17 protein-coding genes are annotated in these 17940 nt (G+C 73.2%); 9 read left to right on the top strand and 8 right to left on the bottom strand.

What is annotated here, in order from left to right:
- Window positions 1–223 precede the first annotated feature (223 nt).
- The 3 genes from ACLJQZ_RS17490 to ACLJQZ_RS17480 all read left to right on the top strand — a co-directional run bounded on the left by ACLJQZ_RS17490 (window position 224) and on the right by ACLJQZ_RS17480 (window position 2709).
- Window positions 224–655: an Hsp20/alpha crystallin family protein gene (locus ACLJQZ_RS17490; RefSeq protein WP_410621038.1), complete on the top strand. Its 432-nt coding sequence runs from the start codon at window positions 224–226 to the stop codon at window positions 653–655.
- Between the two features lie 90 nt (window positions 656–745).
- Entirely contained in the window at window positions 746–1417 is a 672-nt protein-coding gene (locus ACLJQZ_RS17485) for a response regulator transcription factor (protein ID WP_247052432.1), read from the top strand.
- Window positions 1414–2709, top strand: a complete 1296-nt coding sequence (locus ACLJQZ_RS17480) for a sensor histidine kinase (protein WP_410621037.1) — start codon at window positions 1414–1416, stop codon at window positions 2707–2709. Before ACLJQZ_RS17485 ends, ACLJQZ_RS17480 begins: the two co-directional genes overlap by 4 nt.
- Before the next feature lie 98 nt (window positions 2710–2807).
- Here ACLJQZ_RS17480 and ACLJQZ_RS17475 read toward each other — a convergent pair whose 3' ends face one another.
- The 3 genes from ACLJQZ_RS17475 to ACLJQZ_RS17465 all read right to left on the bottom strand — a co-directional run bounded on the left by ACLJQZ_RS17475 (window position 2808) and on the right by ACLJQZ_RS17465 (window position 5787).
- On the bottom strand, window positions 2808–4028 hold the full coding sequence (locus ACLJQZ_RS17475; RefSeq protein ID WP_410621036.1) for a DUF1501 domain-containing protein: 1221 nt from the start codon (window positions 4026–4028) through the stop codon (window positions 2808–2810).
- A complete protein-coding gene (locus tag ACLJQZ_RS17470) occupies window positions 4025–5332 on the bottom strand; it encodes a DUF1800 family protein (RefSeq protein ID WP_410621035.1) in 1308 nt (435 codons plus the stop codon). Before ACLJQZ_RS17470 ends, ACLJQZ_RS17475 begins: the two co-directional genes overlap by 4 nt.
- Before the next feature lie 74 nt (window positions 5333–5406).
- Complete coding sequence (locus ACLJQZ_RS17465; protein ID WP_410621034.1) at window positions 5407–5787, bottom strand: STAS domain-containing protein; 381 nt, start codon at window positions 5785–5787, stop codon at window positions 5407–5409.
- A 354-nt stretch (window positions 5788–6141) separates the two neighbouring features.
- On the opposite strand from ACLJQZ_RS17465, the gene ACLJQZ_RS17460 reads away from it, so the two are divergent.
- Entirely contained in the window at window positions 6142–7017 is an 876-nt protein-coding gene (locus ACLJQZ_RS17460) for a MerR family transcriptional regulator (protein WP_410621033.1), read from the top strand.
- Here the strand turns inward: ACLJQZ_RS17460 and ACLJQZ_RS17455 are convergent.
- On the bottom strand, window positions 7004–7444 hold the full coding sequence (locus ACLJQZ_RS17455; RefSeq protein WP_410621032.1) for an SRPBCC family protein: 441 nt from the start codon (window positions 7442–7444) through the stop codon (window positions 7004–7006). The two genes, ACLJQZ_RS17460 and ACLJQZ_RS17455, sit on opposite strands and share 14 nt — an antisense overlap.
- 40 nt (window positions 7445–7484) lie before the next feature.
- Here ACLJQZ_RS17455 and ACLJQZ_RS17450 point away from each other — a divergent pair, with 40 nt between their 5' ends.
- The 4 genes from ACLJQZ_RS17450 to fusA all read left to right on the top strand — a co-directional run bounded on the left by ACLJQZ_RS17450 (window position 7485) and on the right by fusA (window position 13434).
- The gene (locus tag ACLJQZ_RS17450; protein WP_410621031.1) at window positions 7485–7649 is read left to right on the top strand and encodes a hypothetical protein; all 165 of its coding nucleotides are present in this window, start codon (window positions 7485–7487) and stop codon (window positions 7647–7649) included.
- Between the two features lie 97 nt (window positions 7650–7746).
- A complete protein-coding gene (locus ACLJQZ_RS17445; protein ID WP_410621030.1) occupies window positions 7747–9393 on the top strand; it encodes a PucR family transcriptional regulator in 1647 nt (548 codons plus the stop codon).
- A gap of 330 nt (window positions 9394–9723) precedes the next feature.
- The gene (locus ACLJQZ_RS17440; RefSeq protein WP_410621029.1) at window positions 9724–11163 is read left to right on the top strand and encodes a M4 family metallopeptidase; all 1440 of its coding nucleotides are present in this window, start codon (window positions 9724–9726) and stop codon (window positions 11161–11163) included.
- Between the two features lie 315 nt (window positions 11164–11478).
- Window positions 11479–13434: an elongation factor G gene (gene fusA / locus ACLJQZ_RS17435; protein ID WP_410621028.1), complete on the top strand. Its 1956-nt coding sequence runs from the start codon at window positions 11479–11481 to the stop codon at window positions 13432–13434.
- A 65-nt stretch (window positions 13435–13499) separates the two neighbouring features.
- Here the strand turns inward: fusA and ACLJQZ_RS17430 are convergent, their stop codons facing one another.
- From ACLJQZ_RS17430 to ACLJQZ_RS17420, 3 genes are all read right to left on the bottom strand, one after another.
- Complete coding sequence (locus ACLJQZ_RS17430; RefSeq protein ID WP_410621027.1) at window positions 13500–14705, bottom strand: cysteine desulfurase-like protein; 1206 nt, start codon at window positions 14703–14705, stop codon at window positions 13500–13502.
- A gap of 19 nt (window positions 14706–14724) precedes the next feature.
- A complete protein-coding gene (locus ACLJQZ_RS17425) occupies window positions 14725–15846 on the bottom strand; it encodes an acyltransferase family protein (protein ID WP_410621026.1) in 1122 nt (373 codons plus the stop codon).
- A 67-nt stretch (window positions 15847–15913) separates the two neighbouring features.
- Complete coding sequence (locus ACLJQZ_RS17420; RefSeq protein WP_410621025.1) at window positions 15914–16138, bottom strand: hypothetical protein; 225 nt, start codon at window positions 16136–16138, stop codon at window positions 15914–15916.
- A 127-nt stretch (window positions 16139–16265) separates the two neighbouring features.
- Here ACLJQZ_RS17420 and ACLJQZ_RS17415 point away from each other — a divergent pair, with 127 nt between their 5' ends.
- Complete coding sequence (locus ACLJQZ_RS17415) at window positions 16266–17504, top strand: glycosyltransferase 87 family protein (protein WP_410621024.1); 1239 nt, start codon at window positions 16266–16268, stop codon at window positions 17502–17504.
- Here the strand turns inward: ACLJQZ_RS17415 and ACLJQZ_RS17410 are convergent.
- Window positions 17455–17880 carry a DUF4383 domain-containing protein gene (locus ACLJQZ_RS17410; protein WP_410621023.1) on the bottom strand — a complete coding sequence of 142 codons (426 nt, stop codon included), beginning with the start codon at window positions 17878–17880 and terminating at the stop codon, window positions 17455–17457. The genes ACLJQZ_RS17415 and ACLJQZ_RS17410 overlap by 50 nt on opposite strands.
- Window positions 17881–17940: the final 60 nt, after the last annotated feature.

Here is a 17940-nt window from a genome sequence, read left to right as displayed (position 1 = left end):
TGGACGCTTCGACCGGACGATAACCGCCTGACCCGCGCCGATCCGCCCATCGAGCGGTTATCCACCCGATGGGGGTCACCCACGCGTGCCCGGGTGTGCCCGGTGTCACAGGCTCGGGTTGAGCATCCTCGGAACAACTAAGTTGAGTCGGTAGTTGTCAACTTTGCGAGGGCGCGGCCACCACCGCCCCGGCCACGAACCCCTGGTGGGAAGGAGATCCGAAATGGTGCTGCGTACCGATCCGTTCCGCGACTTCGACCGGCTGAGCCGGCAGTTCTTCGGCGCCACCGGCACGGCGAGCCGTCCGGCGAGCGTGCCGATGGACGCCTACCGCGACGGCGACGACTTCGTCGTCCAGTTCGACCTGCCCGGCGTCACGCCCGGCTCGATCGACCTCGACGTCGAGCGCAACGTCCTGACCGTGCGCGCCGAGCGGCCCGCCAACCCGGCCGAAGGCGCTCGGTACCAGGTCAGCGAGCGCCCGCGCGGGGTGTTCACCCGCCGCCTGCTGCTCGGCGACACGCTCGACGCCGACCGCATCGAAGCGGACTACGACGCCGGCGTGCTGACCGTCCGGATCCCGGTGGCGCAGCGGGCGCAGTCCCGCCGCATCACCGTCGGTTCCGGTGCGGCCAAGGAGGAAGTCACCGCCTGACCACCCCGCGCAAGCCGGTCCCGGAACCCTCCGGGGCCGGCTTTCGCGCGTTCGGGGAATGACCACAGTGGACGGCGTTACCCTGGTCCGGTGAACGCCCCGCGGATCCTGGTCGTCGAGGACGCCGAGGCGATCCGCGTCGCCGTCGAGACGGCGCTGAGCACCGCCGGGTTCGACGTCCGGGCGCTGCCCGACGGCGCCGGGCTGGAGGCCGAGCTGTCGCGCGCCCGGCCGGACCTCGTGGTGCTGGACGTCATGCTGCCGGGCCGTGACGGGTTCGAGCTGCTGCGCGTGATCCGCCGGCTGTCGGCCGCGGGTGTCGTGATGCTGACCGCGCGCGACGGCGTCGAGGACCGGCTGCGCGGGCTCGGCGAGGGCGCCGACGACTACGTGGTGAAGCCGTTCGTGCTGGCCGAGCTGGTCGCGCGGGTGACGGCCGTGCTGCGCCGGACGGGACGCGCGCCGGCGGCGGTGGAGGTCGGCGAGCTGGTGGTCGACGTCGAGGGTGGCCGCGTCCGGTACGGCGCGGCCGAGGTCGAGCTGACCTCGACCGAGTGGAAGCTGCTGGTCTACTTCGCGCGGCACCGCGAGCGGGTGGTGGGCAAGACGCAGATCCTGACCGCGGTGTGGGGCTACGGCGACTACGCGGCGAACCTGGTCGAGGTCAACGTGAGCACGTTGCGCCGCAAGCTGGAGGCGCACGGCCCGCGGGTGCTGCACACCGTGCGCGGCCAGGGCTACGTCCTGCGCGGCGAGCCGTGACCGGGCTGCGGACGGTGTCACTGCGCCGCCGGGTCACCGTCACGGTGCTGGTGGTGCTCGCGGTGGTGCTGGTCGCCGTCGGGTTCGCCGTCGACACGGTGTTCCGCGCCCAGGCCGAGAAGGACGTCAACGGCCTGCTCACCGCCCGCGTGCAGCTGGCCCAGCAGCTGGCGAAGCAGAACGCGGCGCCGCAGAACCTGTTGCGGCGCATGGAAACCCGGGGCGTGCAGGCGTCACTGGCGCTGCCGGACGGTACGTTCCTCGGCGCGGCCGACCTGCCGCCCGCCGACCGGATCCGCCAGGTCCGCGCCACGCTGTCCGGCCCGCCCCGGATCAACGGCGCGAAGCTGACGCTGACCGCGGACGAGACCCTCGTGGCGGCCGCGGAGCAGAGCCTGCGGTGGGTGCTGCTCGGCACCGGGCTGGCCGCGCTGCTCGTCGCCGCGGTCGCCCTGCTGCTGGCGGTCCGGTTCGCGCTCGCCCCGTTGGACGCGATGACCCGGCTGGCCCGCTCGATCGTCGCCGGCCGCCGCGGTGACCGCCTCGCGCCGGAGCGGGCGACGACGGAGCTGGGCCGCGCGGCCGCCGCGTTCGACTCGGCGCTCGACGCCCTCGAAGGCGCGGAACGAGCGGCGCGGGCGTCGGAGGCGCGCACCCGGCGGTTCGTCGCGGACGCCGCCCACGAGCTGCGGACGCCGTTGGCCGGCGTGCAGGCGGCGGCCGAGGCGCTGCTGCAGCTGCCACCGGACGCCGACCCGGCCCGGCTGCAGCTGCTGGTGGTCCGCGAGTCGCAGCGGGCCGGGAAGCTCGTCGCGGACCTCCTGGACCTGGCCCGGCTCGACGCGGGCGCGGAGCTGGACCGCGCACCGGTGGCACTGCTCGCGCTGGCCCGGGCCCAGGCCGACCGCCTGGAGCTGACGGCGCCCGAGGTGACGGTGGCGGTCACCGGCCCGGACGCCCACGTGCTCGGCGACAGCGCCCGGCTGACGCAGATCCTGGCCAACCTCGCGGACAACGCGGTCCGCGCGATGGCCGGGCCCGGCACGCTGACCCTCGAGGTCGCGCCGGACGGCGTGACGGTGACCGACACCGGCCCGGGCGTCCCAGGCGCGGACCGCGAGCGGATCTTCGACCGCCTGGTCCGGCTGGACGAGGCCCGCGGCCCGGGTGGCTCGGGCCTGGGGCTGCCGATCGCGCGCGGGTTCGCCCGGGCCCACGGCGGCGACCTGTGGTGCGAGGCGGCGCCGGCCGGGGGAGCGCGGTTCCGGCTCGCCGGGCTGCCGCCCGCGTGAGGCAGCCGCAGCGGTCGTGAGTGTTTAGGAGGGTTCTAACCCTCCTGAACACTCACGACAAGCCGCGGCAGACCGCTCACCGGTGCCCCGCCTGAGTCCTAGGCGAACAAGCCGGTCAGCCGGCCGCTGTGGCCCGGCAATACCGGACCCGCGTCGGAGCCGAGGACGTCCTCCACCATCGTCGCGTAGACGTCGCGGAAGTCCGTCGTGAGCTTGAGGTCGCCGTCGTCGAGGTCGGTCAGGCTCGGCTCGGCGCCGTGGAAGCCGCCGTGGACGTTCGCGCCCAGCACGAACATCGGGCCCGCCGTGCCGTGGTCGGTGCCCTGGCTCGCGTTGGCCGTCACCCGCCGGCCGAACTCCGAGTAGACCATCACCACCGCCTGCTTGCCGCGGTCGGTCTTCGCGAGCCGCTGCACGAACGGCGTCAGCGCGCCGTCCAGCTCGGTGAGCAGCCGCTGCTGGGTGCCACGCTCGTCGGCGTGCGTGTCGAAGCCGCCCAGCGACACCGAATACGCCCGCGACGGCACGCCCGCCTCGATCAGCCCGGCGACGACGTCGAGCTGCGCGGCCAGCTCTCCCTTGCGTGGCTGGGCCTTTCCCTTGTCCTTTGTGGACACATGCGCCCCGAGCGTCGCCACCGCGCGGTGCAGGTCGCCGACCGAGCGAGCCGCGCGGGCCTGCCAGTAGCCCTCGCCGGACTGGGTCGCGCCGAGGCCCTGGAACGCCGTCCCGAGCGCGCCCTTCGGCAGGGTGAGCCCGCCGACCGGCAGCGACGCGGCCGCCGTGCGGGCGCCGGCCAGCAACGGCGGCAGTACCGGGTCGACCGACACGGCGCGCAGCGGGTCGTCGCCGGTCGCGTCGAGCCAGCGGCCGAGCCAGCCGGTCGGCACCGACGTCTCCGGCGACGCGGTCTGCCAGATCGCCATCGACCGGAAGTGGCTGTGGTCCGGTTTCGGGTAGCCGACCCCGCGCAGGATCGCCAGCTGCCCGCTGTCCCAGAGGCTCTTGAACCCCTTCAGCCCCGGGTTGAGGCCGAGCCCCTCGCCGACGTCGAGCACCTCTTCGGGTTTGTAGGCCAGCTCGGACCGGGCGTTCTGGTAGGCGCTGTCGCCCGCCGGGACGACCGTGTTGAGGCCGTCGTTGCCGCCGTAGAGGGTGACGACCACGAGCACGCCCGCGTTCGGGTCGAGCGGGTTCTCCTGCGCGGCCGACATCAGCCGCGGCCAGTCGACCTGGGTCGCGCCGGCGGCGAGCGCCGCGGCGGCCGTCACCCCGGTCGCGGTGAGGAACCGGCGTCGGTTGACCTGCACGATCGTCACCCACTCACTACGTATTCGGGGGCACAGGCGGCCACGGTGGCCAGCTGCCGGACGTCGCCGGAGACGCCGGCCAGCGCGGCCCGCGTCCGGTCCGACCACGCGTCGACGCCGAGCAGCTCGCCGATCGCCGCGGCCTTGTCCGACGCCTTGGCGACGACGCCGAGGTCGGCGTGCCCGGCGACCAGCTGGGCCAGGTGCAGCCGGGCCACCCCCGCGGACGTCGTCAGCCAGGCGCCGCCCGCCGCCCAGCCCCCGACGCTGGGCGGCAGGAACGGCACCTGACCGAGCCCGCGCAGCCCGGCCGGCAGCTGCGCGCGCGTCTTCTCGTCGAGCGAGCCGGGCCGCACGCCGAACGCGCGCAGCAGCCCGGCCAGCCACTCGACCGGCTGCTTGACCAGCGACGTCGCGCTGTCGCGGAACGCCGGTTCGGCGGTGATCGCCCGCAGCAGCGCGCGGATGTCGCGGCGGCTGCCGTAGGCGGCGACCAGCCGGTTCAGCACGTCGGGGGCGGGCGGCGCCGAAGACACCAGCCGAAACCAGATCCGCCCGGTGACGAACGGCGCCGACTCCGGCCGGCCCAGCACCAGGTCCACAAAGGACTGGGCGGCGAATTCGCCGGTGGCGCCGAGGATGTGCTTCTCGCCATCGTCGTGCCGCTTCGGCACCAGCTTCGCGGTGGTCGTGTCCCGCTGGGCCGTCCAGCCGGTGAGCGCCCGCGCGGCTTCGCGGACGTCGTCCTCGGTGTAGTGCCCGACGCCGAGGGTGAACAGCTCCATGAACTCGCGGGCGAGGTTCTCGTTGGGCTTGCCCGCCTTGTTGCTGTTGCCGTCGAGCCACAGCAGCAGAGCCGGGTCGACGACCATCGCGCGCGCCAGGTCGGTGAAGCTGCCGAGCGCGTGGTCCCGCTGGGACTGGTTCTGCGCCAGCATCAGCTCCGGGCTGCGGACCTTCTGCTCACTCGTGGCGAAGTGCCCGTGCCAGAACCAGGTCAGCCGCTCCACCGACGCGACGTCGGCGGCGGTCATCCGGTCCAGCCACCAGAGGGTGGCCTGGGCGGCCTGCGCCTGCAGCTGCTTGGTGGCCGCTTGCTTCGCGGCCTTGTCCTGCTTGTCCTGCTTGCCGGGCCGCTCGGGCGGCGCACCGGGGGCGGGCATCGGCGTCGCGGCCGCGCCGGCGTCGGGACCGGTGCCCAGCAGCCGGTCGCGCGTCTCGGCGAACCCGCGGTCGAGGTCGCCGGGCCGCGGGCCGAAGCCGAGCCGGTCGTGCAGCCGCCGCACCGCCGCTCGTTCGGAGAGGACCACCATGCCCTCGATCCTGGGGTGCCCGCCACCGGTGCCGCGACCGTGCGGCCGGTTTCTTCAGCCGATCCACAGGGGCGTCAGGAAACGCGGGTCTCCGGCCACCGGCTGACGGCCGCGCGGGCCGCGCCGAGGTCCGCGTAGAGCGGCAGCAGCGCGTCCAGCCCGAGGATCTCGAGCGGCCGCACGACCGAGGCCCGGTCGGCGGTGATGGCGAACGGGACGCGGCCGGCGCGGGCCTCCCGGTGCACGTCGACGAGCACGCTGAAGATGGTGGAGTCGCACAAGGTGACGGCGCTCAGGTCCGCGACCACGCCGCGGGCCGCCTCCCGGACGGCGGTGAGCAGCAGCCGGCGCAGCCGGGGCGCGCAGCCGAGATCGAGGTCGCCGGAACCGCTGACGGTCACGAGCGCGGCTTCGGTGGCACGGCCGATGGCGGCCGCGGTGCGATGGTCGTCCATGGGGTGTCTTCCGTGCTCGGCGATGGGAACCGCCTCCCCGGACGGGTGGTACCCCGGGGACCGGGAAACCACACGGCGGTCATCCGCGCGGGGGATCTTCCGGTGGGTACCGCATCCGTGCGGCAACGATGCCCGACCGTTGCGGGCCGGGTGTAGCTTGGCCGGGACGGGACAGCGCTTCCCGGCCGTCGCGGGTGCCGGCCGCCCGTGACCGGCAGGTCGCGAGGCGGATCACCGGTGCCGGTCGTCGCCCCGGCCGCGGCGTCTCCGCGCCGGCGCCGTGCCGCGCCGGCCCGTCGCTATGCTTCCGCCAGCTCACCCGGCCGGTGGGTGCCAACAGGACGGTGGATCCGGATGGACGTCGGCGCGATACCCGTCCCGGCCGCGGGATCGTGGGCGCCGGGCAAGGTCGCCGAGCTGCTCGGCGTCTCGCCCGTGACGCTGCGCAGCTGGAGCGCGCGGTACGGGATCGGGCCCTCGGCCCGCAGCGAGGGCCGGCACCGCCGCTACTCCGACGCCGATGTCCGCCGCCTGCAGCACATGCAGCGGCTGATCGGGCGCGGCATGCCAGTGCGCGAGGCGGCCGCAGCGGCCTTCACCACCGCGCCGCGGCCGCGCGTCCCGGCCACCCGCCGGGTGCGGGAGCTCGCCGAAGCGGCCGAGGACCTGGAGTTCGAAGCCGTCGCCGCGCTGATCGACGAAACGCTGGCCACGCTGGGCGCGGCCGCGGCCTGGACCGACGTCCTGGTCCCGGTGCTGCGGGAGCTGGGCGACCGCTGGCAGCGCGGCGACGTCTGCTTCGCGTCGGAATGGGCCCTCACGACGGAAGCTTCCTTCGCTCTCGAACGCTTCGGCCGCCGGTTCCCGGAGACGGTGCCGGGCCGTCCGGTGCTGCTGGCGTGCTGCCCGGCCGAACGGCATTCGCTGCCGATGGAGGCGCTGCGGGCGACCCTGGCCGAGTCCGGCGTACCGGTGCGCTACCTCGGCCAGCTCGTGCCGGCCGAAACGCTCGCCGAACTCGCCGAGCGCCTCGACCCGGTGCTGGTCGTGCTGTGGTCGATGGCCGCCCCGACCGCCGACGACCGCCTCGTGCTCCGGCTGCGCGACCTCGGCCTCGACGTCATGACGGCGGGGCCGGGCTGGGCGCACCTGGGGGAGTGCGGCTTCACGGTGGTCGACGACCTTCGGATCGCGGCCGACGTGGCCGCCCGGCGCATCAGCTCGTCTTGAGCCGCTCCAGCGCGGTGGTCAGCTTCGGGACCACGGCGTCGCCGAGCCCCTCGAAGACCCGCTTGAGCAGCGGGCTCGCGAGCTTCGCCAGGCCGTGGAAGACGATCGTCGCGCGGTAGTGGACCGTCGTGCCGTCCGGGCCCGGCGTCAAGGTGAAGTCGTCGGTCGAGGTGGCCGTCTTGTTCTGCCCGACGAAGGTGACGCGGCCCGGCTCGAGCCGGGTCAGCTCGTAGTCGAGCTCGGTCTGCTTGCCGCGGAACTCCGAGACGTTGTGCCACCGCGCGCCGAGGGCCACCGGACCGGCGTCGGTGCGGGTGCACCGGACCGTGCCCGGGTCCCACTCCTCGGTGTGCGCGAAGTCGGCGAGGTAGCCCGCGACCTGGTCGACCGGCGTGCGGACGGTGACGGTGCGTTCGACCTGGACCATGGCGTGCTGCCTCCTCGGGTGAACCCGCCCCGGAGCTTCGGTGCGGAGTCGACGCAACCGTACCGAGCGCGACCCCGTCCGGCAGGACGACGTCACCGCTGAGCGGGAAGCCGCACGTCGTACGATCCGCGTCGACCCGGCGCGCCGGGTGCCGCAGGCCCGGCTGCAGGTGGAGGCGTACAACGTCGCGGCCAAGCTGACCTGACGGCCGGTTTCTTAGTTCGTCGATTTCGACGAACTCGGGGGCTGATTTCGTCCCCGCCGACCAACTAGGCTGACCTCGTCCCGCCTAGCTTCGGGAGGTGCTCGTTTCCGTGAACCTGCGCCCGCACGCCAGCCTCGGCCGCGTCCTCGACGACCTGGGCGGCACCCTCCTGGACCTGGTGCTAGGCGACGGCGACCGGGCCGGCGGCATCGGCGGCGTCGCCATCCACGACCCCCTCGACGAACCGGCGTTGCCGCAGCACGCCCTCGTGCTCGGCGTCGGCCTCGGCGACCCGGACGAGGTCGTCCGGCAGCTGCGGATCCTGGCCCGCCACGACGCCGCGGGGCTCGTCCTGCGCGCGCCGGTCACGGTGACTGACGCGGTCCGGGCCGCCGTCGAGGAGACCGGCGTCGCCCTGCTCTCCCTGACGCGCGGTGCGTCCTGGACCCAGCTCGCGGCGATGCTGCGGTCGCTGCTGGCCGAGGGCGACGTCGGCGACGCCGAGCCGGAGACCCTCGCCGGGCTGCCCTCGGGCGACCTGTTCGCCGTGGCCAACGCGATCGGGGCGCTCATCGACGCGCCCGTCACCATCGAGGACCGCCGCTCCCGCGTGCTGGCCTTCTCCGGGCGGCAGGACGAAGCCGACCCGTCGCGCGTCGAGACCATCCTCGGTCGCCAGGTGCCCGAACGGTTCGCGCGCATGCTGTCCGACCGCGGAGTGTTCCGCGAGCTCTACCGCACCGACAAGCCGGTGTACGTCGACCTGCCCGTCGAACGCCTCGACGGCCTGACGATGCCGCGCGTGGCCGTCGCCGTCCGGGCCGGGGACGAGATCCTCGGCTCCATCTGGGCCGCGGTGTCCGAGCCGCTGACCGCCGACCGCACCCAGGCGCTCTGCGACGCCGCCCGCCTGGTGGCGCTGCACATGCTGCGCGTCCGGGCGGGCGCCGACGTCGAACGCCGGCTCCGCGCGGACCTGCTCAGCACGGCGCTGGAAGGCGGGGCCGCCGCTCGCGAGGCGCTGAGCCGGCTCGGCCTGGCCGACCAGCCGGTCGTCGTGCTGGCGCTGGCCGTGCTCGACAGCGGCGAGGCCGCCGACGCCGGCCTCGCCACCGAACGGCAACGTCTCAGCGACGGCCTGGCCATGCACCTCAGCGCCGTCCACCCGCGCTGCGCGGCCGCCCTCGTCGGCGACACGGCCTACGGCCTGGTCCCGGTGAGCCGCGACGCCGACGGCGAACAGCGCGCGATGCGCATCGCCCGGGACTTCCTGGACCGGGTGGGCGACCGCGTCCGCGCGGTCGTCGGCATCGGCCCGGTCGCCCGCAGCGCGGCCGAGCTGCCGGAAGCGCGCGACAGCGCCGACCGCGCGTTGCGGGTGCTGCGCACGGGCAGCGGCGCGGGCCGCCGGGCCGCGCTGCTGGCGGACGTGCACGTCGAGGCGCTGCTGCTGGAGCTGCAGGACTTGGTCGCCGCGCGGGGTGACCGCCCGACCGGCACGGTCGCCCGCCTCCTGGAGTACGACGAGCTGCACCACGCCCACCTCGTCGAGACGCTCCGGGCCTGGCTCGACGCCTTCGGCGACGTCATCGCCGCGTCGGCCGCCGTCCACGTCCACGCGAACACCTTCCGGTACCGCCTCCGTCGCCTGGCCGAGGTGGGTGGCTTCGACATGACGGACCCGGAAGCCCGCTTCGCGGCGATGCTCCAGCTCCGAGTGGTCGCCCCACCCCCGACTTCCTGAGCCCCGCCGGCCGACACGCGTGATCCAGAGGTCAACTCGCGTGATCCAGAGGTCAACTCGCGTGATTGGGGAGTCGACACGGCGCGTCCGCCCGGGCCTCGTCGTGTCGACCCCTCAATCACGCGTGTCGACCTCCTGATCACGCGAGTTGGCGTTCCAGTCACACGTGGTGTCTGCCGGGGGCGTCCGAAATGTCGGTGATTTAGCAACCGTTACCTGATCTCAAGTGGTCAGTTACCTACTTTCAGCCGGTGTGCTCACCCTTCGGGGCATGTGAACCTGCACGGACTTCACGTCAGGTGATCAAGACCTTCCACGGAGGTGTACCGGGTGTCACGCAAACGGGTCATCGTTGGGACAGCGACAGCGAGCGCTGCCCTCGTCGCGGTATCGCTGGTCGTGACCGGCTCGCCGGCGTCCGCGACCATCGCGCAGCCGTCGATGCGCGCGATGAACGCCCAGGCGATGCCGTTCGGCAGCGTGCTGCGGTCGCAGCAGGAGATCGGCGGGGTGCCGGTCTTCGGCGGGCAGACCGTCCAGATCCGCGACAAGGCGGGCGCGGTGCTCGCCACGCACGGCCGGACCACGAAGAAGACGGCGGGCGCGTTCCCGGCGAGCGACGCGGGTGCCGCCGACGCGGCCATCACCGACGTCGCCAAGCGCACCGGGCTCGCCAAGACCGCGCTGAAGGCCGACGCGCCGCGCGCCTACTGGTTCGACCCCACGCTCGGCGGGGCGAAGGGCGACAGCGTCGCCGTGTCGACCTACCAGGTCACCGTGCACGGCCAGAAGTTCCAGGACAAGTGGACCGAGGTCGTCAAGGCCGGCACGCCGCAGGTCCTGACCTCGTGGTCCGAGGTCCGCGAGGCGAACCGCGACGTCTGCGACGCCAACCGCAAGGTCGTCAGCGGCACCACCGACTCGGTCCGCTGCGGCACCGCGTTCGACGTCGCCCGCAAGGAAGGCGCGGCCGAGTCGAGCGTCGAGGACGTCAACCACGTCTACGACTTCTTCGGCCAGGCCTCGGACTTCTACTCGAAGTACGTCAACGTCGACCTGACCGGCCTGATCGGTGCCGACTACAGCGACGGGACCGGCAAGGCCCTGCGCGGCACCGTCCGAATCTGCGTCGACGGCGAATGCCCGTTCGCCAACGCCTTCTGGGACGGTGAGCAGATGGCCTTCGGCGAGGGCGTCACCACCGACGACATCACCGGCCACGAGCTGACCCACGGAGTCACCCAGGCCACCTCCGGGCTCAGCGGCGGTCAGGCCGACTCGATCAACGAAGGCCTCTCGGACGTCTTCGGCAAGTTCATCGGCATCACCTCGAACGACCCCAACGACACCGGCGGCAACCGCTGGCTGCTCGGCGCGGGCTCGTCGCTCGGCGCGATCCGCAACATGCAGGACCCGCGCTCGTCGCTGTCCCCGCAGCCGGACATGGTCAACGGCCCCGGCTGGGAGACGAACAACCCGGACGAGCACATCAACGACGGCGTCGTGAACAAGGCCGACTACCTGATCACCGACGGCGACACGTTCAACAACCAGACCGTGCGCGGGCTCGGCCTCGACAAGTCGGTCCAGGTCTGGTGGGGCGTCGAGAACACGCTGACCCCGAGCGCGACGTTCAAGGACGTCGGCGAAGCCCTCAACTCCTCCTGCGCCGCGCTGTCGAAGGCGGGCACCGCGGGCATCACCGACGACGACTGCACCCAGGTCGCCAACGCGGTGAAGGCGACGCAGCTCGACCAGGACCCCAGCTGATCCCGACCTGACCCTCCGAAAGGCCACCCCGGCAACCGTCCGGGGTGGCCTTTCGGCTTTCACGGCCGGAAAACCGGTTGGTGCCCGGCGGGGCCGTCGCTACGCTGCCCCGGAACCGCACACCCGCGCCGAACGAGAGGAGCCCGCCATGCGTCCGCGCATCGCCGTCTCCCGTTCGCGCTTCGAGGTGATCCTGGTGTCTTCGGGCCCTCGGTGCCGGCCGCGCGGCTGACACCGGACCCGTGACACACCTTTGTGGACAGTCACGCGGAATCGCGCTGCCCTGAACCGGATCACACCGCTTAGGACCGCACCGTGCGCACCTCGAACCTGGACAACGTCCGCAACCTCGGCATCCTCGCCCACGTCGACGCCGGCAAGACCACCGTCACCGAACGGATCCTGCACCGCACCGGCGTCATCCACCGGACGGGCGAGGTCCACGACGGCACCACCGTCACCGACTTCGACCCGCAGGAACGCGACCGCGGCATCACCATCTTCGCCGCGGCCGTGAGCTGCGCGTGGGCCGGCCACCGCCTCACCCTCATCGACACGCCCGGCCACGTCGACTTCACCGACGAGGTCGAGCGCTCGCTGCGGGTGCTCGACGGCGCCATCGCCGTGTTCGACGCCGTCGCAGGCGTCGAGCCGCAGAGCGAAACCGTGTGGCGCCAAGCGGATCGGCACGGCGTGCCGCGGATCGCGTTCGTCAACAAGCTCGACCGCGCGGGCGCCGACCTCGACGCCGCCGTCGAGTCGATCCGGCGTCGCCTGCACCCGGCGCCGCTGGTCGTGCAGCTGCCGATCGGACGGGAGGACGGCTTCACCGGCGTCGTCGACCTGCTGCGCCCGCACTCGGTACCCGACGCACTGACGGAGGAGGTGCGGCGACGCCGTCGCCGGCTGGAGGAGGCCGTCGCCGAGCTGCACCCGTTGGCGTTGGACGAGTTCTGCGCCACAGGGACCGTCTCGGCGGAGACCCTCGAGAAGGCCCTGCGCGACCTGACCCGCACCGGCGACGGTCTCGTGGTGCTGTGCGGCTCGGCCTACCGCGACCGCGGTATCGAGCCGCTGCTCGACGCCGTCGTGGCCTACCTGCCGTCGCCGGCGGACGTCACGCCGGTGCGTGGTGACCGGCCTGCCGACCCGGCGGCGCCGCTGGCCGCGCTGGTGTTCAAGGTCGTCGCGACGGCCACCGGCCGGCTGACGTCGGTCCGGGTGTACTCGGGAACGCTGCGGAAGGGGGAGCAGGTGCTGGACGCCGGAACCGGGCGCACGGAACGGATCGCGCGCATCCTGCGCGTCCAGGCCGACCGGCACGCCGAAGTGGACACCGCGGTGGCCGGCGACATCGTCGCGCTGGCCGGGCCGAAAGCGGCCCGCGTCGGCGCCACCTTGTGCGTGGCGGGCGACCCCGTGCTGCTGGAACCGCCGGTGCCGGCGGACCCGGTGGTCTCCGTGGCCGTCGAGGCGCGCCGGTCGGCCGACGGCGAGCGGCTGGCCTCGGCGTTGGCGCGGCTCGCCGAGGAGGACCCGTCGCTGGTCGTGCGGACCGATCCGGAGACCGGGCAGACGCTGCTGTCCGGGCTGGGCGAGCTGCACCTGGAGGTCGCGGTGGAGAAGCTGCGGCTGACGCGCGGCCTCGAAGTCGCGGTCGGGCGGCCGGAGGTCGCCTACCGGGAGACCGTCGTGCGCGGGGTGTCGGGGCTGGTCTACCGGCACGTCAAGCAGGACGGCGGCGCCGGGCAGTTCGCCCACGTCGTGCTGGACGTCGAGCCCCTTGACGAGGGGTTCGAGTTCGCGTCGGCGATCGTCGGCGGGCGGGTGCCGCGCGAGTACGTGCGCGCGGTCGAAGCCGGCTGCCGCGACGCCCTGGCCGAGGGTCCGCTGGGCGGGCACCCGGTGACCGGCGTGCGCGTCACGCTCGTCGACGGCGCCACGCACGTGAAGGACTCGTCGGAGCCGGCGTTCCGCGCGGCGGGCCGGTTCGGGCTGCGGGAAGCGTTGCGCGCCAGTGAGATGCGGCTGCTGGAGCCGGTCGCTTCAGTCGTCGTCACGGTGCCGGACGACGTCGTCGGCGGCGTGCTCGGCGACCTCGCCGCACGCCGGGGCCGGGTGGCCGGCTCGGCCGTGCGGTCCGGCACCGCGGTGGTCACGGCCACCGTGCCGCTCGCGGAGCTGTTCGGCTACGCGAACCGGCTGCGCAGCCGGACGCAAGGCCGTGGCACCTTCACGGCCCGCCCGTCCGGTTACGCCCCGGCGCCGTAACGGTCGTGAGTGTTTAGGGCGGTTCTAACCGCCCTAAACACTCACGACAAGCCGCGGCAGACTCATCAGCCGACGGCGACCGCGGCGACTCCGGCCACGAGGCGGTCGACGTCGGTTTCGCTGGTGTACGGCGCGATTCCCGCTCGCACCGCGCCGGCGTCGGCGATCCCGAGGTGACGGGCCGTCTCGATCGCGTAGAAGGTGCCGGCGGGGGCGTTCACCCCCTGGGCGGCCAGGAAGCTGTAGACCGCCATCGGCGCGACGCCGTCGACCGTGAAGAGCACGGTCGGCGTGCGCTGCCGGTCCGGTGCGCCGTACCGGGTGACGCCGGGGATGGCGGCCAGGCCCGTTTCCAGGCGCGTGAGCAGCAGGTTTTCGTGCTCCTCCAACGCCTTCAGCGACCGGGCGAGCCGATCGCGGCGCAGGCCGGGACCCTCGACGAGGTTCGAGAGGAAGTCGATGGCCGCCGTCGTCCCGGCGAGCAGCTCGTACGGGAGGGTGCCCAGCTCGAAGCGTTCCGGCACGACGTCCGTCGAGGGCAGCAGCTTGTCCGGGTGCAGCGTCTCCAGCAACGCCGGCGCGGCGGCGACCACCCCGAGGTGCGGGCCGAGGAACTTGTACGGCGAGCAGGCGTAGAAGTCGGCGCCCAGCGCGGCGACGTCGACGATCGCGTGCGGGGTCAGGTGGACGCCGTCGAGGTAGAGCAACGCGCCGGCGTCGTGCGCCGCCACGGCGATCGCGGGCACGTCCGGCCGGGTGCCGAGCAGGTTGGACGCGGCGGTGACCGCGACGAGCCGGGTCCGCTCCGACAGCAGCCCGGCGACGGCGTCCGTCGCGAGCACCCCGGTGGTCGGGTCGAAGTCCGCCCAGCGCACGGTCGCGCCGACCGCTTCGGCGGCCTGCACCCAGGGGCGGATGTTCGCGTCGTGGTCGAGCCGGGTGACGACGACTTCGTCGCCGGGGCCCCAGTTCTTGGCCAGCGTGCGGGCGAAGTCGTAGGTCAGCTGCGTCATGCTCCGGCCGAAGACGACGCCGTCCGGGGACGCGGCGAGCAGGTCGGCCACGGCCTGGCGGGCCCGGGCGACGACGTCGGAGGCGCGCCGTTCGGCGGGGGTGACGAAGCCGCGATTGGCGATCGCCGAACAGAGTGTCCCGGCCACCGCCTCGCCGACGACGTCGGGGACCTGGGACCCACCCGGTCCGTCGAAGTGGGCGGCGCCTTCGGTCAGCGCGGGAAAGTGCTGGCGGATCTTCTGCACGTCGTAGGCCACGCAGCCAGCATGCCGGGTATCAGTGGAGCTGGCGAGCCCGTACGGGCACCGGCGGCGGGACCGCGGCTCGCTTCGGCGCGGGCGCGCGCAGGTGCCGTCGCAGCCGTTGGGTCGGTTTCTCGACGTAGGTCCAGGACAGCTGCCCGACGACGTAGGCGCTGGGCAGCGCCAGCAGGATCAGCAGCCACACCTCCCGCACTCCGGCGAAGATGAACAGCTGCTGGATCGGGAAGCCCCAGATGTAGGTGCCGTAGCTGCCGTAGACCCACGGCCCGGCCGCTTCGAGGCGCTTCGGCCAGTGCATCGCCAGGGTGATCGCGCCGTAGGCGGCGCTGAGCGCCAGCGCGTACCGGCTCGCCGGCGTCTGGCTCAGGCCCAGGTAGGCGGCGAACAGGATCCACGCGTACAGCGGCCGGAACGGGATCCTGCCCCGGTAGCTGTGCAGGATCACGCCGATCACGAACGGGACCAGGAACGACACCGTCGACCCGATCGGCACGACCAGCAGTGAGCCGCCCAGGCCGTGCTGCTCGAACGTCGCGTGCAGCACCGTGTCCGTGTAGACCATGCCGCCGAGGACCAGGAACAGGAACCAGCGCGGCATCCCGATCAGGATGATGATGCCCACGACGAGGACCAGCGCGTAGCCGAGCAGCTCCATCGGCAGCGTCCAGAGCGCGCCGTTGACGGAGAACGGGTACGGGTTGCCGCTGAACACCCCGGGCAGCTCGTGCTGCATGTAGAACAGGACCGTCGTGCCGACCAGGTAGCGCCAGGTCTGGATGTGCGTCCAGTAGTCGTGCGCCGGCCAGGTCGTCACCAGCGGGCCGATGACGAACACGGTCACCAGCAGTACCACGACGAGCGGCGGCATGATCCGCAGCAGCCGCCGCGCGGAGAAGCGCCACCACGACGGGTCGCGCTCCCAGCTGTCCTGGATCTGGTAGCCGCTCATCGCGAAGAACCCCATCAGCGCGATGTAGCCCGGCGACATGTGCCAGGACGCGGGGAAGATCGTCAGCCGGTCCGGGTGCAGCAGCGGCATGCTGTGATCGACGATCACGGTGATCGCGCCGATCATCCTCAGCCAAGCGAAACCGATGTTCGGGTCGGCGTGAATCTTTGGCGAGGTCTTCGGCACGGTGGCCAATGTTAGCCCATCCGTCTGTTGGGGTTACGCCGAACGGGGTGGAAGTCCCGGTTACCCCTCACCGGCCCCGGTTGCGCGCGTGGTTGCGGGCCTGCCGCTCGTTGCCGTGCTTGTAGTTGCCCGTCGCTTTCGCCATCGCCAGCTGCGGGTCGTCCTTCTCGACGGCCGCGAGGAAGCGCGCGGCGGTGCCCCCGCGGAGCGTCCCGGCGGGACGGCCGTGGTGGGTGATCGTCACGGTGCCGCGCTCGTCGACGTCGTAGGCGAAGCCGCCCGGAATGCCCATCGGCCCAGGTTGGCCGGTTCGCTCACGCTCGGCAACCGGATTTCCCCGGGGTGGATCCGGGGGATACCCGGATGGCGCAGCCGCGGGGAACCGCCAGAATGCGAGGAGAGACGAAGGGGGGAGCGGGGTGCGGCGACGGCTGGGGAACAAGTACGTGCTGCTGGGGGCGCAACTGCTCCTGCTGGTGCCACTGCTGGTGTCGGTCACCGGCGACCGGTTGCGGTTCCCCGCGTACCGCGTCGACCTGGACGTCTACCGGCTGGGCTCGGCGGCGCTGCTGCACGGCGACGCCCTCTACGGCGCGCTGCCGCAGACCCAGGACGGGCAGTTCCTGCTGTTCACCTACCCGCCGTTCGCGGCGATCGTGCTGACGCCGCTCACGATCCTGCCGTACTGGCTCGCCTGCCTCCTGCTGACGCTGGTCACGCTCGGCCTGCTGGCCGTGGTCCTCTCGACCGTGCTGGGCGCGCTCGGCGTGCTGCCGCCCGGACTGCGGGGCTGGCGCCGGATCACGGCCGTGCTGCTGCTGGCCGAGGTGCTCGAACCGGTCCTGCGCACGGTGTACGCGGGCCAGATCGACCTGCTGCTGCTCGCCCTCGTCGTGCTCGACGTCCTGGTGGACACTCCGAAGTGGCCGCGCGGCCTGCTGATCGGCATCGCCGCGGCGGTGAAGCTGACCCCGGCGGTGTTCCTGCTGTACCTCCTGCTGCGCCGCGACACCCGCGCCGCCATGACCGCCGTCGTGACGTTCCTCGCCGCGACGGCGCTGGGCTTCCTGCTCGCCGGAGCGGACTCGTTCCGGTACTGGACGGGCGCGCTCTGGGACACCGGCCGCGTCGGCGAGCCGACCTACGCCGGCAACCAGTCACTGCTGGGCCTGCTGGCCCGGGCCGGCGTGCCGGCCGACGCGCGGACCGCGTGGTGGCTGCCCCTGGTGGCCGTGGTGCTCGTGCTGACGGCGTGGGGCGTGCGACGCGCGCTGGCCGCGGGGGAGCGCACGATCGCACTCGGTGTCAACGCCGTCGGCGGCCTGCTCGTCTCGCCGATCTCCTGGACACACCACTGGGTGTGGGCCGTGGTCGTGCTGCTCGGCTGGGCGGAGCTGGCGCGCCGCACCCGGCGTCGCGGCCTCGCGGTGTTCGCCGGGGTGGGCGCGGTCCTGTTCGTCGCGGGCCCGCAGTGGTGGTGGCCCCGCGGGGAGCAGGTCGAGCGCCACTGGACGTTCGTCCAGCAGCTGACCGGGAACGGCTATGTCCTTTTCGGACTGTCACTGCTGCTCGCCGCGGTGCTGGTGCGGTTCCCCGGCCCGGAGCTCCTCACCGCTCGCGCGGCGGTGCGTACCGGAGCCAGCCCGCGCCGAGGATGACCATCGCCGTGCCGAACCCCAGTGCGAGGCAGACGCCGGCGCCGTTCATTGGCATGACGTCGGTGACGGCGTCGGGCAGCGGGAGCAGGCCGGCGATCCCCAGTACGACGTAACAGATCCCGCCCACGAGCAGGAACCGGCTCGCCAGCGGGGCGGACCGGGTGCAGAACACGGCGGCGGCGCCGGTCAGCAGGTGCACGAGCGTCCACACCCCGGACACGGCGAACACGCCGAACAGCTGGTTGTCGGCGGTGACCCCCGGGATCAGCTCGCACGCGCCGAGCACGAGGAAGAGCAGGCCGACCAGCATGCCGATGCCCTGCACGGGGGCCGGTCCGGGTTTCGGCACCGGGGCCGCGGGTTCGATGGGCGTCATGTGACACGGGTTCCCCGCCGGTGGCCGTGTCAATCGCGCCACGGGGTGTGGACGCACCGC

This window comes from Amycolatopsis sp. cmx-8-4 (assembly GCF_046548675.1).
In the GTDB taxonomy this organism is placed as follows: Bacteria; Actinomycetota; Actinomycetes; order Mycobacteriales; family Pseudonocardiaceae; genus Amycolatopsis.
The sequence above is the reverse complement of the archived record's forward strand: the minus strand, read 5'-3'. Positions and strand labels throughout refer to the sequence as shown.